The 13,556-nt window shown below is 71.5% G+C and carries 8 protein-coding genes; 5 read left to right on the top strand and 3 right to left on the bottom strand.

The genetic code is table 11. From position 1 onward, the window contains the following. Positions 1–229: 229 nt before the first annotated feature. The gene (locus tag ACFY2L_RS37980; protein WP_390661976.1) at positions 230–1,759 is read right to left on the bottom strand and encodes a helix-turn-helix domain-containing protein; all 1,530 of its coding nucleotides are present in this window, start codon (positions 1,757–1,759) and stop codon (positions 230–232) included. 65 nt (positions 1,760–1,824) lie between these two features. Next, positions 1,825–2,025: a DUF4236 domain-containing protein gene (locus ACFY2L_RS37975; protein WP_390661977.1), complete on the bottom strand. Its 201-nt coding sequence runs from the start codon at positions 2,023–2,025 to the stop codon at positions 1,825–1,827. 324 nt (positions 2,026–2,349) lie between these two features. On the opposite strand from ACFY2L_RS37975, the gene acnA reads away from it, so the two are divergent. From acnA to ACFY2L_RS37950, 5 genes are all read left to right on the top strand, one after another. Further along, positions 2,350–5,067, top strand: a complete 2,718-nt coding sequence (acnA, locus tag ACFY2L_RS37970) for an aconitate hydratase AcnA (protein ID WP_390824613.1) — start codon at positions 2,350–2,352, stop codon at positions 5,065–5,067. Between the two features lie 134 nt (positions 5,068–5,201). Continuing rightward, positions 5,202–5,927 carry a response regulator transcription factor gene (locus ACFY2L_RS37965; protein WP_390661979.1) on the top strand — a complete coding sequence of 242 codons (726 nt, stop codon included), beginning with the start codon at positions 5,202–5,204 and terminating at the stop codon, positions 5,925–5,927. After that, positions 5,924–7,471, top strand: coding sequence for an ATP-binding protein (locus ACFY2L_RS37960; protein WP_390661980.1), 1,548 nt, complete (start codon positions 5,924–5,926; stop codon positions 7,469–7,471). Before ACFY2L_RS37965 ends, ACFY2L_RS37960 begins: the two co-directional genes overlap by 4 nt. 240 nt (positions 7,472–7,711) lie before the next feature. Beyond that, complete coding sequence (locus ACFY2L_RS37955) at positions 7,712–8,776, top strand: lytic polysaccharide monooxygenase (RefSeq protein WP_390824612.1); 1,065 nt, start codon at positions 7,712–7,714, stop codon at positions 8,774–8,776. 299 nt (positions 8,777–9,075) lie between these two features. Continuing rightward, positions 9,076–12,372, top strand: coding sequence for a GH92 family glycosyl hydrolase (locus tag ACFY2L_RS37950; RefSeq protein WP_390824611.1), 3,297 nt, complete (start codon positions 9,076–9,078; stop codon positions 12,370–12,372). Here the strand turns inward: ACFY2L_RS37950 and ACFY2L_RS37945 are convergent. After that, on the bottom strand, positions 12,353–13,360 hold the full coding sequence (locus ACFY2L_RS37945) for an acetylxylan esterase (protein ID WP_390661988.1): 1,008 nt from the start codon (positions 13,358–13,360) through the stop codon (positions 12,353–12,355). The two genes, ACFY2L_RS37950 and ACFY2L_RS37945, sit on opposite strands and share 20 nt — an antisense overlap. Between the last annotated feature and the right edge of the window lie 196 nt (positions 13,361–13,556).

The following is a 13,556-nucleotide window of genomic DNA, read 5'->3' as shown; positions in this document are numbered from 1 at the left end:
GACGGCCCCCAGACGGCGGCCGCCTTCCGTGACCGGACAGCGACCATGGATCGGAAGGCGGCCGCCGGCCCCACCCCGGCCGGACGCACCGTGCGGCGCCGTGGGAGAGACACCGGAGGCGGGCCGATGAGAGGTCCCTCGGGTGTGCCGGCCGGACGACCCGCGGGTGTGCCGGCCGGACGACCCGCGGAACGGAACGGGCCGGCCGGATGTCCTGCGGCAGGGCGGGTCAGATGTCCCGGAAGATCTCGATCTGCGCCCCGATCGAGTTCAGCCGCTCCGCGAGATCCTCGTAACCCCGGTTGATGACATACACGTTGCGCAGCACGGACGTGCCCTCCGCCGCCATCATCGCCAGCAGGACGACCACGGCCGGGCGCAGGGCCGGCGGGCACATCATCTCGGCGGCGCGCCAGCGGGTGGGGCCCTCCACCAGAACCCGGTGCGGGTCGAGGAGCTGGAGGCGGCCGCCGAGGCGGTTGAGGTCGGTGAGGTAGATCGCGCGGTTGTCGTAGACCCAGTCGTGGATGAGGGTCTTGCCCGACGCGACGGCGGCGATGGCCGCGAAGAACGGGACGTTGTCGATGTTCAGGCCGGGGAACGGCATCGGGTGGATCTTGTCGATCGGCGCCTCCAGCTTGGAGGGCCGGACGGTGAGGTCCACCAGCCGGGTGCGGCCGTTGTCGGCGTGGTACTCGGGCGTGCGGTCGTGGTCGAGGCCCATCTCCTCCAGGACCGCGAGCTCGATCTCCAGGAACTCGATGGGGACCCGACGCACCGTCAGCTCCGACTCCGTCACCACCGCGGCGGCCACCAGGCTCATCGCCTCGACCGGGTCCTCGGAGGGGGAGTAGTCGACGTCCGCGTCGATGTCCGGCACCCCGTGCACGGTGAGCGTGGTGGTGCCGATGCCCTCGACCCGCACCCCGAGGGCCTCCAGGAAGAAGCACAGGTCCTGGACCATGTAGTTGGAGGAGGCGTTGCGGATGACGGTCACGCCGTCGTGGCGGGCGGCGGCCAGCAGCGCGTTCTCGGTGACGGTGTCCCCGCGCTCGGTCAGCACGATGGGGCGGTCCGGACGCACGGCGGGGTCCACGACCGCGTGGTACTGGCCCTCCGTCGCCGCGATGTCCAGCCCGAACCGGCGCAGCGCGATCATGTGCGGTTCGATCGTCCGCGTGCCCAGGTCGCAGCCGCCGGCGTAGGGCAGCTTGAAGGCGTTCACCCTGTGCAGCAGCGGTCCGAGGAACATGATGATGGACCGTGTGCGCACGGCGGCCTCGGCGTCGATCGCCGCCATGTCCAGCTCGGCCGGCGGCACGATCTCCAGGTCGACCCCGCCGTTGATCCAACGGGTGCGGACCCCGATGGAGTTCAGCACCTCGAGCAGACGGTAGACCTCCTCGATCCGGGCGACCCGGCGCAGCACTGTGCGCCCCCGGTTGAGCAGGGAGGCGCACAGCAGGGCCACGCACGCGTTCTTGCTGGTCTTCACGTCGATGGCGCCGGACAGCCGACGGCCCCCCACGACACGCAGATGCATCGGTCCCGCGTAGCCCAACGAGACGATCTCGCTGTCCAGCGCCTCACCGATCCGAGCGATCATCTCAAGGCTGATGTTCTGGTTGCCGCGCTCGATGCGATTGACGGCGCTCTGACTGGTGTTGAGCGCCTCGGCCAGCTGTGACTGTGTCCAGCCCCGGTGCTGCCGGGCGTCACGGATGAGCTTGCCGATGCGTACGAGGTAGTCGTCTGCCATGAGGCTGAGGTTATCTCAGATATGAGATGGCACCTCTCGGTGGGGTCCGTTCGGGTGACATCTCGTCAACGGCGCTTGGCCGTCCGGGTTCGACGCCATCCGAAAGGTCCGGGCAAATCCATCGATGTCGTACGCCGTCCGGTGCTGCTGTGGGTGTGCCGCGGACCGTGCCGGCCGCCACCCGTGGTGATCGACCAGGAACGCCGGTTGATGTTCAGGCGCACCCCCGGGAGGATGCGGAAGCTCTTGCGGAAGGTGAGGGGCATGTGACCTCCTTCTGTCGTCGCCCTTCCTGTCCTTGCCTTCCGCTGTCGTCTACCCCGGCCCGGCCGCTCCATGGCCGGGCCGTCCCTGCGCGGGGCCCGGCTTCCGCCGGATCCCGCTCCCGCCCGAGGTCCGCCAGCGAGCCCGGGCATGACCATCCAGCCCCCATGTACTAGAGTTATCTCGACATCGAGATATCTGCCGAGGCGCACCGCGGCCGCCACTCCAGTAAGGGTGACCTAACTTAGCCTTACCTTAGCGGACCGGCCAAGCCGGCGTGGCGGCAGGATGCGGTGGTAACGCGCACATCAATGAAGGAGACCGTCGTGTCGGCGAACAGCTTCGACGCCCGCAGCACGCTGCAGGTGGGCGACGAGTCGTACGAGATCTTCCGCCTGGACAAGGTGGAGGGCTCGGCCCGACTCCCCTACAGCCTCAAGGTCCTGCTGGAGAACCTGCTCCGCACGGAGGACGGCGCGAACATCACCGCCGACCACATCCGCGCCCTCGGCAACTGGGACTCCCAGGCCCAGCCCTCCCAGGAGATCCAGTTCACGCCGGCCCGCGTGATCATGCAGGACTTCACCGGCGTGCCCTGCGTCGTGGACCTCGCCACCATGCGTGAGGCCGTCAAGGAGCTCGGCGGCGACCCCGCGAAGGTCAACCCGCTCTCCCCGGCCGAGCTGGTCATCGACCACTCCGTCATCGCCGACAAGTTCGGCACCCACGAGGCCTTCGCGCAGAACGTCGAGCTGGAGTACGGCCGCAACCGCGAGCGCTACCAGTTCCTGCGCTGGGGCCAGACCGCGTTCGACGACTTCAAGGTCGTCCCGCCGGGCACCGGCATCGTCCACCAGGTGAACATCGAGCACCTGGCCCGCACGGTCATGGTCCGCGGCGGCCAGGCCTACCCCGACACCCTCGTCGGCACCGACTCGCACACCACCATGGTCAACGGCCTCGGTGTGCTGGGCTGGGGCGTCGGCGGCATCGAGGCCGAGGCCGCGATGCTCGGCCAGCCGGTCTCCATGCTCATCCCGCGCGTGGTCGGCTTCAAGCTGACCGGGGAGCTCCCCGCCGGCACCACCGCCACCGACCTGGTCCTCACCATCACCGAGATGCTCCGCAAGCACGGTGTGGTCGGCAAGTTCGTCGAGTTCTACGGTGAGGGCGTCGCCGCGACCTCCCTCGCGAACCGCGCCACCATCGGCAACATGTCGCCGGAGTTCGGCTCCACCGCCGCGATCTTCCCGATCGACGACGAGACCCTGAACTACCTCAAGCTCACCGGCCGTTCCGAGCAGCAGGTCGCGCTCGTCGAGGCGTACGCCAAGGAGCAGGGCCTCTGGCTGGACCCGAAGGCCGAGCCGGACTTCTCCGAGAAGCTCGAACTGGACCTGGCCACGGTCGTCCCGTCCATCGCCGGCCCGAAGCGCCCGCAGGACCGCATCGTCCTCGCCAACGCGGCCGAGCAGTTCAAGCAGGACGTCCGCAACTACGTGGACAGCGTGGACGAGGCCGGCCAGGAGTCCTTCCCGGCCTCCGACGCCCCGGCCGTCCACCCGAACGGCGCCCCGTCGAACCCGGTCCCGGTCACCGCCCCCGACGGCACCACCTACGAGCTGGACCACGGCGCGGTGACGGTCGCGGCCATCACCTCCTGCACCAACACCTCCAACCCGTACGTCATGGTCGCCGCCGCGCTCGTCGCGAAGAAGGCCGTGGAGAAGGGTCTGACCCGCAAGCCGTGGGTCAAGACCACCCTCGCCCCGGGCTCCAAGGTCGTCACCGACTACTTCGACAAGGCGGGCCTGACCCCGTACCTCGACAAGGTCGGCTTCAACCTCGTCGGCTACGGCTGCACCACCTGCATCGGCAACTCCGGCCCGCTGCCGGAGGAGGTCTCCAAGGCGGTCAACGACCACGACCTCGCGGTCACCTCGGTCCTCTCCGGCAACCGGAACTTCGAGGGCCGGATCAACCCCGACGTCAAGATGAACTACCTGGCCTCCCCGCCGCTGGTCGTCGCGTACGCCCTCGCGGGCTCCATGAAGGTGGACATCACCAAGGAGGCCCTGGGCACCGACCAGGACGGCAACCCGGTCTTCCTCAAGGACATCTGGCCCTCCGAGGCCGAGGTCAACGAGGTCGTGGCGAGCGCCATCGGCGAGGACATGTTCAACAAGTCCTACGCCGACGTCTTCGCCGGCGACGCCCAGTGGCAGGCGCTGCCGATCCCGACCGGCAACACCTTCGAGTGGGACCCGGAGTCCACCTACGTCCGCAAGCCCCCGTACTTCGAGGGCATGGGCATGGACCCGGAGCCGGTCTCCGACATCACCGGCGCCCGCGTCCTGGCCAAGCTGGGCGACTCGGTCACCACCGACCACATCTCCCCGGCCGGCGCCATCAAGGCCGACACCCCGGCCGGCAAGTACCTCACCGAGCACGGTGTGGAGCGTCGTGACTTCAACTCCTACGGCTCCCGCCGAGGCAACCACGAGGTCATGATCCGCGGCACGTTCGCCAACATCCGCCTGCGCAACCAGATCGCGCCGGGCACCGAGGGCGGCTACACCCGCGACTTCACGCAGGACGGCGGCCCGGTGGCGTTCATCTACGACGCCTCCCGCAACTACATCGAGCAGGGCATCCCGCTGGTCGTCCTGGCCGGCAAGGAGTACGGCTCCGGTTCGTCCCGCGACTGGGCCGCCAAGGGCACCGCGCTGCTCGGCGTCAAGGCCGTCATCGCCGAGTCGTACGAGCGCATCCACCGCTCGAACCTGATCGGCATGGGCGTCCTGCCGCTGCAGTTCCCGGAGGGCACCTCCGCCGGCTCCCTCGGTCTGACCGGCGAGGAGACCTTCTCCTTCACCGGCGTCGAGGAGCTCAACAACGGCACCACCCCGCGCACGGTCAAGGTCACCACCGACACCGGTGTCGAGTTCGACGCGGTCGTCCGCATCGACACCCCCGGTGAGGCGGACTACTACCGCAACGGCGGCATCATGCAGTACGTGCTGCGCAGCCTGATCCGCAAGTAAGCGGTACGGCAGGGCGGTTCAGGGCCGCATCCCCGGTGACGGGGATGCGGCCCTTCGCCCTGTCCGCCCCCGGTCATCGCCGACACCCAGGCTGAACACAGGATTCCCCCAGCCGACCGGGACACGATCGGGACATGGCTGGCATCTCCGGTACCCGAAGCGGACGGGTCCGCGTCCTGATCGTCGATGACGAACCCGCGCTCACCGAAGTGCTGTCCGTGGCCGTCACGGAGGCGGGGTGGCGCGCCTGGTCGGCGGCCGACGGGCACAGCGCGCTGCGCGAGGCCCGTCGCTGGGCCCCGCACGCCGTCGTCCTGGACGGCATGCTGCCCGACCTGGACGGCATCCAGGTCCTGCGCCGCCTGCGCTACGAGAACCCCGAGCTGCCCGTCCTCATGCTCACCGCCCGCGACGCCCTGGAGCACCGTATCGACGGGCTGGAGAACGGCGCCGACGACTACGTCACGAAACCGTTCTCCCTGGAAGAGGTCGTCCTGCGGCTGCGCGGACTGCTGCGCCGCTCCGGCGCCGACGGCACCCGTGCCGACGACTCCGTCCGCGTCCTCGGTGACCTCATGGTGTCCGCCGAGTCCCGCGAGGCGCACCGCGACGGCGCCCGGATCGCCCTCACCGCCAAGGAGTTCGACCTGCTCAGCCTGCTGATGGAGCACCCCCGCCAGGTGCTGAGCAAGGCGCAGATCCTGGACCGCGTCTGGAGCACCTCCTTCGACGGCGGCGGCAACCTCGTCGAGGTGTACATTTCCAGCCTGCGCCGCAAGCTCGACCGGGGGCGCGCGCCGATGATCCACACCGTGCGCGGGCTGGGGTACGCCATCAGGCCGGTGGAGGACGGGAGATGAGCATCCGCCTGCGGGGCCGTTCCCCGCGGGCGGTCCGTTTCCCGGGCCGTTCCCTGCGCACCCGCCTGCTCCTCTTCATCACCGCCGTCCTGGTCGCCGTCTGTGCCGCGATGGCCCTCACCACCGTCTTCGTCCAGCGCGCCTACCTGCTGGGCAACCTGGACGACCGGGTCACCGACGCGGCCGAGCGCAGCCTGGGCGGGGCCTCGCTCCACCCGGACCTCACCCGGGACCTGACCTTCCTCAACGAGAGCGGCCACCCGGCCGGCATGCTCGCCGCCCGCCTCGACGCCGACGGCACCGTCCTCGCGGCGGCGACGGTCGGCCAGGACGCGCCGCCGCAGAGCCTGAGCGGGGCCCAGACCGCGGCGCTGTCCGGCATCGGGACCGACGGCTCCTTCCACACCAGGACGGTCCCCGGCCTCGGCACCTACCGCATCGCCGCCCTCGACGGCGACGGCGTCCGGGTCCTCACCGGCCTGCCGATGGACGACGTCCAGGACATGATCAGCGGTCTGGTGGTCGTCGAGGCCGTCGTCGCGGCGCTGGGCCTGACGGTGGCGGGCTGCGTCTGCGCGGTGGTCATCCGACGGCAGCTGCGCCCCCTCGGACGGGTCGCCGCCACCGCCGTCGAGGTCTCCCACGCGCCGCTGTGCCGGGGCGAGGTCACCGGCCTCACCCGGGTCCCCGAACGCGACACCGACCCCGGCAGCGAGGCCGGCCAGGTCGGCGCCGCCCTCAACCGCATGATCGACCATGTGGAGTCCTCGCTCGCCGAACGGCAGCGCAGCGAGGAGCGGGTACGCCGCAGCGAGGAACGCATGCGCCGCTTCCTCGCCGACGCCAGCCACGAACTGCGCACCCCGCTGGCCTCGATCGCCGGTTACGCGGAGCTGATGAACCGCGGCACCGACCGCATCGAACCGGGCCTGGCGTGGCGCCGGGTGACGGCCGAGTCGGCACGGATGACGGGCCTCGTCGAGGATCTCCTCCTGCTGGCCCGGCTGGACGAGGGCCGGCCGCTGCAGTCCGCCGAGGTGGACCTGGCCGCGCTGGTCGCCGAGGCCGTCTGGGACGCGCGGGCCGCGGGCGGCGACCACGACTGGCAGCTGGAACTCCGCCTCGACGCGTCCCCCCTGGTCGTCGGCGACGAGGCCCGCCTGCACCAGGTCGTGGCCAATCTGCTGGCCAACGCCCGCGTGCACACACCGTCGGGCACCCGGGTCGTGGCGACGGTGGAGGCCAAGGACGGGCTGGGCACGATCCGCGTCCGCGACGACGGCCCCGGCATCCCGCCCGACCTGCTCCCCACCGTCTTCGAACGCTTCACCCGGGCCGACGCCTCCCGCGCCCGCGCCACCACCGGCGCCGGGACCGGCTCCGGCCTGGGCCTCGCCATCGTCGCCGCGATCACCGCGGCCCACGGCGGCCGCATCGACGTCCGCAGCGCGCCCGGCCGCACCGAGTTCACGGTCGAACTCCCCCTGACCGGCGACCTCGGAGCGGACACACCGACCTGGAGTGCGCGGGCGTCGCTGCGGTGACCCCGGCACGTCGCCAAGTACGCCGTACGAGACCGTTTACAAGTGGGCCGTACGGCGCTACCTTCCGCCACAGGTGAGGTGGGAGCGCTCCCATATCGCGGCCCCGACGGACCGGAACCCGCCGGAGCCGATCCGGAGCCGCTCCCGCCTCCCGTACGCGCATCCGCATCCGCACCCGCACCACCCACTCCACGTGCACGGTCCGTACACGGAAGGACGGACTCCGCCATGTTCTCTGTCATGATCACGACAAAGTCGCGTCCCGGATCACGCCCCCGAGCCCTTCTCCTCGTCCTCCTGGCCCTGCTGGCCACCGTCCCCGCCCTCGGTCTGATCGTCTCGACCGGCGGCCGGGCCGAGGCCCACGGCACCCCCATGAAGCCCGGCAGCCGCACCTTCCTGTGCTGGCAGGACGCCCTTACCGACACCGGTGAGATCAAACCGGTCAACCCGGCCTGCAAGAACGCGCAGCAGGTGAGCGGCACCACGCCGTTCTACAACTGGTTCTCGGTGCTGCGCTCCGACGGCGCCGGCCGCACCCGCGGCTTCGTCCCGGACGGCGAGCTGTGCAGCGGCGGCAACACCAACTTCACCGGCTTCAACGCCCCCCGCAACGACTGGCCGCTCACCCACCTCACCTCCGGCGCGACCGTCGACTTCTCCTACAACGCCTGGGCCGCGCACCCGGGTTGGTTCTACGTCTACGTCACCAAGGACGGCTTCGACCCGACGAAGACGCTCACCTGGGACGACATGGAGTCCCAGCCCTTCCTCTCCGTCGACCACCCGCCGCTCAACGGCTCCCCGGGCACGGTCGAGGCCAACTACTCCTGGACCGGGCAGCTTCCGTCCGGCAAGTCGGGCCGCCACATCATCTACATGGTCTGGCAGCGCTCCGACAGCCAGGAGACCTTCTACTCCTGCTCCGACGTCGTCTTCGACGGCGGCAACGGCGAGGTGACCGGCATCCACGAGCCGGGCAACCCGACCGAGCCCGTGCCGGGAACCTGCACCGCCACCCGCAGGACCACCGGCAGCTGGAACGGCGGCTACCAGTCCGAGGTGACCGTCACCAACTCCGGTGACGTGCCGATGCTCGGCTGGATGGTCGACTGGACCCTGCCGAGCGGTCAGTCGGTGGTCAGTCTGTGGAGCGGCAACGCCACGTACAACGGTCAGGCGGTGATGGTCCACAACGCCGACTGGAACGGCTCCCTGAGTCCGGGTCGGAGCACGACGTTCGGATACGTCGTCTCGGGCACCGGCGGCGACACCGCGACGACCCTGCCCTGCCGGGTCGGCTGACCGGAGCGCTCGGCCGCTCCGGGCGGACCCGGTGGACGGCGGTCCACCGGGTCCGCGAGCCGGACGGGCCGCGGGGGAGGTCGTGCCGTCCGGGTGATGCGTGGCTTGGGCGACGCTGGATGCGCGACAACATTATCGAATTGGTCTGGACATGACTTTAGCGCCTGATCCGACAACGATGTCAAGCGCGTCGTGAAACCGGCCCGCACTCTTCCGTGGTACCGGTGGCGCACGCTACTGTCCCTGCGGCTTGTGCGACCCGTGGTGCGCGACCCGTCCGAAGGAGGAGGGGCCGCGTCATGCGATTCCGTCCCAGGTCCCGGCTCGCGCCGGGGCTCACGTCCCTGCTGCTGGCCGCAGCTCTCACGGTCACCGGCGCCACCCCCGCCCCGGCGGCGTCCGCCGCCCCGCCCGCTCTCGTCCAGGACCCCACCGCCCACGTCGATCCGCTCATCGGCACCAGGAACGGCGGCAACGTCTTCCCGGGCGCCGTGACCCCCTTCGGCATGTTCTCCTTCAGCCCGGAGAACACCCGGGGCGACGCCACCAGGACCGCCGCACCCGGCGGCTACCAGTACGACGCCCCCCGCATCCGCGGCTTCAGCCTCACCCACATGTCCGGTACGGGCTGCGCGGGCGGCAGCGGTGACATCCCGTTCTTCCCGTACCCGGGCGAGGTCACCACGTCGCCCGCGAGCGACACCGGGGACGCCGTCTACGCCTCCGGCTTCAGCCACGCCGACGAGACGGCGGAACCCGGCCACTACAAGGTCGGTCTCGCCTCCGGAGTCACCGCCGACCTCACGGCCACCACCCGCACCGGCTCGGCCCGCTTCACCTACCCGGACGGCAGGCCCGCCTCCCTGCTGATCCGCACCGCCAACTCCGAGGTGGGATCGACGGATTCGACGGTCACCATCGACCCGGCGACCCGCACCGTCTCCGGCTCGGTCACCTCCGGCAACTTCTGCGGCCACCTCGACCCCGAGGGCCGGCGCGCCTACTACACCCTCCACTTCACCGCCCGCTTCGACCGCGCCTTCAAGGCCACCGGCACCTGGCAGGACGGCAGACTCACCCCGGGGTCGACCTCGGCGAGCGGCGGCACCGGCGGCTTCTCCGCCGGCGGGCGGCCCGTCGCGGGCAAGGGGGCGGGCGGTTATGTCGAGTTCGAGCCGGGCCGGGGCCCGGTGAACGCCAAGGTCGGCATCTCGTACGTGAGTCAGGCGGGCGCCGCCGCCAACCTGGCCGCGGAGAACCCCCCGCACCGCTCCTTCGACGCGGTGAAGGACGCGGCCCGCCGGGCCTGGCGCGACCGCCTGGACGCGGTCCGGGTCGGCGGCGGCACGGACGACGAGCGCACCACCTTCTACACCGCCCTGTACCACGCGCTCCTGCACCCGAACGTGATCAGCGACGCCGACCGCCGGTACCGCGGCGGCGACGGCAGGGCGCACACCGTGAGCCACGGCCACCGGGCCCAGTACGGCACCTTCTCCGGCTGGGACGTCTACCGGGACCAGGTGCAGCTGCTGACCCTGCTCGACCCGCGCACGGGCTCGGACGTCGCCCAGTCCCTGTGCGAGCACGCCCGGCAGAACGGCGGCCTCTGGGACCGATGGCTGCACGGCGCGAGCGGCACCCATGTCATGAACGGCGATCCCTCACCGGCCGCCCTGGCCGGCATCCGTGCCTTCGGCGGCACCGATTTCGACCTGCGCGGCGCACTGGCCTCGCTGGTGAAGGCGGCGACCGTGCCGACCCCGCGGGACCTGTCGCCGGCGGGCAAGCCCGTGCTGTCCGTCGGCCAGCGTCCCTCCCTCGACAAGTACTTGAAGCTGCACTACATGCCGTCGGTCTCCAACGCCTGGGGCGGGGCGGCCGAGACGCTGGAGATGTCCGGCGCCGACTTCGCCCTGTCCCAACTGGCCGCGGCGGCCGGGGAGAGCGGGACCGCCGCCGACTTCGCCCGGCGGTCCCAGTGGTGGCAGAACAACTTCGACATCGCCGCCGATCCCGCCGGCGGGTACATCGCCAACCGCAAGGCCGACGGCAGCTGGGTCACCGGCTTCACCCCGGCCACCGGCAACGGCTTCGTCGAGGGGACGGCAGCCCAGTACACCTGGATGGTGCAGCACAACCCCGCCGGCCTGTTCGCCGCGATGGGCGGCAGGGAGCAGGCACTCGCCCGCCTCGACGCGTTCTTCCACGACGCCGACGGCGACTGGGCGTTCACCGGCAGCGGCGGCGACAAGTCCGAGCTGGACAACGAGCCGTCGATCAACGTCCCCTACCTGTACGACTACGCGGGCGCGCCCTACAGGACGCAGGAGACGGTCCGGGCCGCGATGAGCCGGCTGTGGTCGGCGCAGCCCGGCGGCATCCCCGGCAACGACGACCTCGGCGCGATGTCGGCCTGGTACGTCTTCTCCGCGCTCGGGATGTACCCGCAGGTGCCCTCCCGCGCCGAACTCGTCCTGGCCTCACCGCTGTTCCCGCGCATCGAGATCGACCGGCCGCACGGCGGGGACATCTCCGTCCGCGCCCGGGGCGCCCGCGCCGGCGCGCCGTACATCCGCTCCCTGAAGGTCGACGGCCGCACCAGTGACCGTCCCTGGCTCCAGGCGTCGTTCGTGCGCGACGGCGGCAGGCTCGACTACACGCTCTCCGGCACGCCGGACAGGGCCTGGGGGAGCGACCCGTTGGACGCCCCGCCCTCCTTCCGGACAGGCGAGCAGCCGTACCAGATCGGTGTCGGCCCGACCACGGCGACGCTCGCGCCGGGCGGGAGCACGAAGGTGGGCATCCGGGCCCTGGCGCTGAGCGGCGGCACGGGGCCCGAGGTCCGCTTCCGGGTGGAGACGCCCGCCGGGATCACGGCGACCCCCACCGAGGGCACGGTCGCCGGCGGCGCGCAGGAGATCACCCTCGGCTCCGCGCAGGGAACGGACCAGGGCTTCTACGACGTGAAGGTCACGGTGACCTCGGGCGCCACCTCGTACGCACAGCCCGTCGCCCTGACCGTGGCCGCCCCCGGCACCCTCCTCGCCGCCTACGACAACACCGGTGTCTCGGACGACGAGGGCGACCACGACGAGGCCGACTACGACGGCGGCGGCTGGAGCTACTCCCGCCAGGCCCTCGCGGCCGCCGGGCTCACCCCGGGCGGGCGGGGGACGGTGGACGGGCTGGCCTTCACCTGGCCCGACTCGCCGAGCGGCCGGCCCGACAACATCTCGGCCGCCGGTCAGACCGTCGAACTCGCCGCTCCCGCCCGGAAGGTGTCGTTCGTCGGCAGTGCCGTCAACGGCAACCGGCGGAGCACGGCCACCGTCACCTACACCGACGGCACCACCGGCACGGTCGACCTCGCCTTCACCGACTGGACGGTCGGCGGGGGCGGCGGCACGGTCCAGTACGGCAACGTGGTCGTCGCCCGGAGCGCGTACCGGAACGTGGCCGGGGCGGACCAGGACCCGGTGGCGACCTACGTGTTCGCCACCGCGCCGTTCACGGCACCGGACGGCAGGACGATCGCGAGGGTGCGGCTGCCCGCCGAGACGGATCTGCGCGTGTTCACCCTCGCGACCGGCTGACCGCCAACACCTCCGTCAGCCAGTCGAGTTGGCGGCGCACATGCACCGCGTCGCCGCCCTCGTGCCCGTTGAACGGGTAGGCGTGGATCTCCTTGCGGGGGTCCACGCCGGCCGACTCGCCGTACCGGTTGAAGGCCGCGTACGCCCCGCTCGGCGGGCACACGGTGTCGCGCAGCCCGGTGCCGAAGTGGGCGGGGGCGTCGGCGCGGCGGGCGAAGGAGACGCCCTCCAGGTAGGAGAGGGTGCGGTACGCGGCCCGCTCGGCGCCGCGGCGGACGGAGAGATACGCGGCGATCTCGCCGTAGGGGCCCGCGTCGGTGAGGTCCAGGGCGCGGCGGATCCCGCACAGCAGCGGGGCGGTGACCAGGACGGCGGCCAGGCCGGGGACCAGGCCCGCGACGGCCAGGGCGAGGCCGCCGCCCTGGCTGTTGCCGGCGGCGACGGTCCGCGCGGCGTCCACCCCGGGCAGGGTGCGCACGGCGGCCACCGCGCGGACCGCGTCGGTGATCAGGCGGCGGTAGTGGTGGTCCCGGGGGGCGAGCAGGCCGCGGACCGCCGGGCCCGGCCCGCCCGGCGCGGTGGCGTGCGGGTCGGGTGTGTCGCCGCCGCAGCCGTACTGGTCGCCCTGGCCCCGGTTGTCCATCAACAGGTGCGCGTATCCGGCGTTCACCCAGGTGAGCCGCTCGTGCGGGAGGCCGCGGCCACGGCCGTAGCCCGCGTACTCGACGACGGCGGGCAGGGGCTCGGACGTCCCCGCCGGTCTGCTGAACCAGGCCCGTACCGGGTCCCCGGCGAAGCCGCGGAAGGTCACGTCCCAGGTCTCGGTCAGCCGTAGGCCGGTCTCCACCGGACGCGCCGACACCACGGGATCCCCCTGGGCGGCGGCCTCCTCGAGGGTTTCCTGCCAGAACTCGTCGAAGTCCGCGGGTTCTTCGAGGGCCGGACGGTAGCGCTCCAGCTCGGTGAAGGAGAGGTCGAACGCGGGCACGGGACACCTCGAAGGAATCGGCGGAGACAAGGAAACTTGCGAAGTCGGCGACACCGACCTCGGGGGTGTACCCCGCGCGCAGGGTGTTCCAACGCCGCACCTCTGCCTCAACCGTTCGCTGCAGTACCCATTGACAGCGCTTTCTCGGTGCCCTTAAGTTGCCGCGAAGTTACCGGTAAGCGCTCGAAAGTTTCGG

The organism is Streptomyces sp. NPDC001381, assembly GCF_042895685.1.
Lineage (GTDB): Bacteria > Actinomycetota > Actinomycetes > Streptomycetales > Streptomycetaceae > Streptomyces.
This window is presented reverse-complemented; position numbering and strand designations above follow the sequence as displayed.

Excerpts from the sequence above, each read along its gene's own strand:
- ACFY2L_RS37980 (WP_390661976.1), bottom strand. The coding sequence starts at position 1,759 with ATGGCAGACGACTACCTCGTACGCATCGGCAAGCTCATCCGTGACGCC.
- ACFY2L_RS37955 (WP_390824612.1), top strand. The coding sequence starts at position 7,712 with ATGATCACGACAAAGTCGCGTCCCGGATCACGCCCCCGAGCCCTTCTC.
- ACFY2L_RS37975 (WP_390661977.1), bottom strand. The coding sequence starts at position 2,025 with ATGCCCCTCACCTTCCGCAAGAGCTTCCGCATCCTCCCGGGGGTGCGC.
- ACFY2L_RS37965 (WP_390661979.1), top strand. The coding sequence starts at position 5,202 with ATGGCTGGCATCTCCGGTACCCGAAGCGGACGGGTCCGCGTCCTGATC.
- ACFY2L_RS37950 (WP_390824611.1), top strand. The coding sequence starts at position 9,076 with ATGCGATTCCGTCCCAGGTCCCGGCTCGCGCCGGGGCTCACGTCCCTG.
- ACFY2L_RS37960 (WP_390661980.1), top strand. The coding sequence starts at position 5,924 with ATGAGCATCCGCCTGCGGGGCCGTTCCCCGCGGGCGGTCCGTTTCCCG.